The 1,494-nt window shown below is 29.7% G+C and carries 2 protein-coding genes; one reads left to right on the top strand and one right to left on the bottom strand.

Translation table 11 applies throughout. The features are described 5' to 3' along the window. Positions 1 to 158 precede the first annotated feature (158 nt). A complete protein-coding gene (locus tag TD29_RS17675) occupies positions 159 to 503 on the bottom strand; it encodes a DUF983 domain-containing protein (RefSeq protein ID WP_040282922.1) in 345 nt (114 codons plus the stop codon). 85 nt (positions 504 to 588) lie between these two features. Here TD29_RS17675 and TD29_RS17670 point away from each other — a divergent pair, with 85 nt between their 5' ends. Next, positions 589 to 1,467: an AraC family transcriptional regulator gene (locus TD29_RS17670; protein WP_040282920.1), complete on the top strand. Its 879-nt coding sequence runs from the start codon at positions 589 to 591 to the stop codon at positions 1,465 to 1,467. The last annotated feature ends 27 nt before the right edge of the window (positions 1,468 to 1,494 follow it).

Genomic DNA, 1,494 nt, shown 5'->3' with positions numbered 1-1,494 from the left:
TCAACCTATTTCAGTATAACACACTCGAAAAATAATTGGATACAAAACTCCTCAAGAAATTATGGATTCTGAACTAACAAATGTAGCTTAGAATCAACTTAAAAAAAAGCAACGTTTGTTGCGTTAGCTCCTTGAATGCAGCAACTTCAACGCTTGTATTAATAAAACAAATATATCCAAATAGACCTTGACAATTTAAAATTGATAGTACTTAATAGAAATGCTGTCACACCAATAATGGCAAAAACCCTTAAAGGCGACAAATCAATAAAATACCAAAACACCACTAAACTGGCTATCATTTGAGCCGCAGCTAGAGCATAACTCACAAACATAGCCCCAAAAAAGAAACCAGTTTCTCTTTCAAATTTATAATTGCACTCTGGACATCGATTGTTCATTTTCGGAATATTCAACAATAATATATTCCCTCCATTCATAAAAATCTTTCCTTTTTTACAACTCGGACACTTACAATTCAAGGCATCAACAACTTTACTCATCACAAAATATTTTACACGACAAAATTAAGACTGTGAATGATTTTTAGTCTTATAAAATATTCTCCATTTTTTGTACTTTTAGGACATGAATACGAAAACACCAGTTCTAAATATTAATCAATTTAAAGAATCCGCACCACTCAACGATGTGTATATTAATTCTTTTTCCAATCACATAAAGCGTAATAAGGGTATAATAAACAAACCACATAGTCATAATTTCTATCTATGTGTACTATTTACTGAAGGTACAGGTTCACATGAAATTGATTTTAATTCTTATAGTATAAGTCCTGGCAAGGTGTTTTTTTTAAAACCAGGGCAAACACATTTTTGGAAATTTGAAACACAGCCTCAAGGATTTATCTTTTTTCATTCTCAAGAGTTTTATGAATTAAAGTTTTTAGAACATAAACTCCATTCATTTCCTTTTTTTTATTCCAATCAAAATCCTCCTGTATTAGAATTAGCTCCAAAAAAGCTACATGAATTAAATCTTAGGTTTCAGGAAGCTTATACTGAATATTTACAATCCAATCATTTAAGAGAGTTAAAAATAGTAAATTCACTAAACAACATTTATATAGAATTAACAAGGGCATATACAGTTGATATCAATTTAGAAAAGCTATATTCTCCAAACTATTCTAGTACACTTGAAGCTTTAGAGAATTTAATAAACGCCCATTTTTATAGTCAAAAATTCCCTAAATTTTATGCTGACAAATTAAATATAACCACCAAGCACTTGAATAGAGTAGTAAACAAAACACTAAATAAAACGACAAGTCAATTAATTTCCGAAAGGATAATTCTAGAGGCAAAAAGATTGATTGTGCATTCGCAAGACAATTTGGCCAATATCGCATATACACTTGAATTCTCGGACTATGCCTATTTTTCAAAGTTTTTCAAATTAAAAACAGGTATGACGCCTTTGGATTTTCGGAAAAAGTATTTTTGATGAAATTTTGATTATTAAAAAGTACTA

The sequence above is a fragment of the Psychroserpens damuponensis genome, from assembly GCF_000826655.1.
In the GTDB taxonomy this organism is placed as follows: Bacteria; Bacteroidota; Bacteroidia; order Flavobacteriales; family Flavobacteriaceae; genus Psychroserpens; species Psychroserpens damuponensis.
Note: the sequence above shows the minus strand (reverse complement) of the source record. Positions and strands in the feature narration are given on the sequence as shown.

Excerpts from the sequence above, each read along its gene's own strand:
- TD29_RS17675 (WP_040282922.1), bottom strand. The coding sequence starts at position 503 with ATGAGTAAAGTTGTTGATGCCTTGAATTGTAAGTGTCCGAGTTGTAAA.
- TD29_RS17670 (WP_040282920.1), top strand. The coding sequence starts at position 589 with ATGAATACGAAAACACCAGTTCTAAATATTAATCAATTTAAAGAATCC.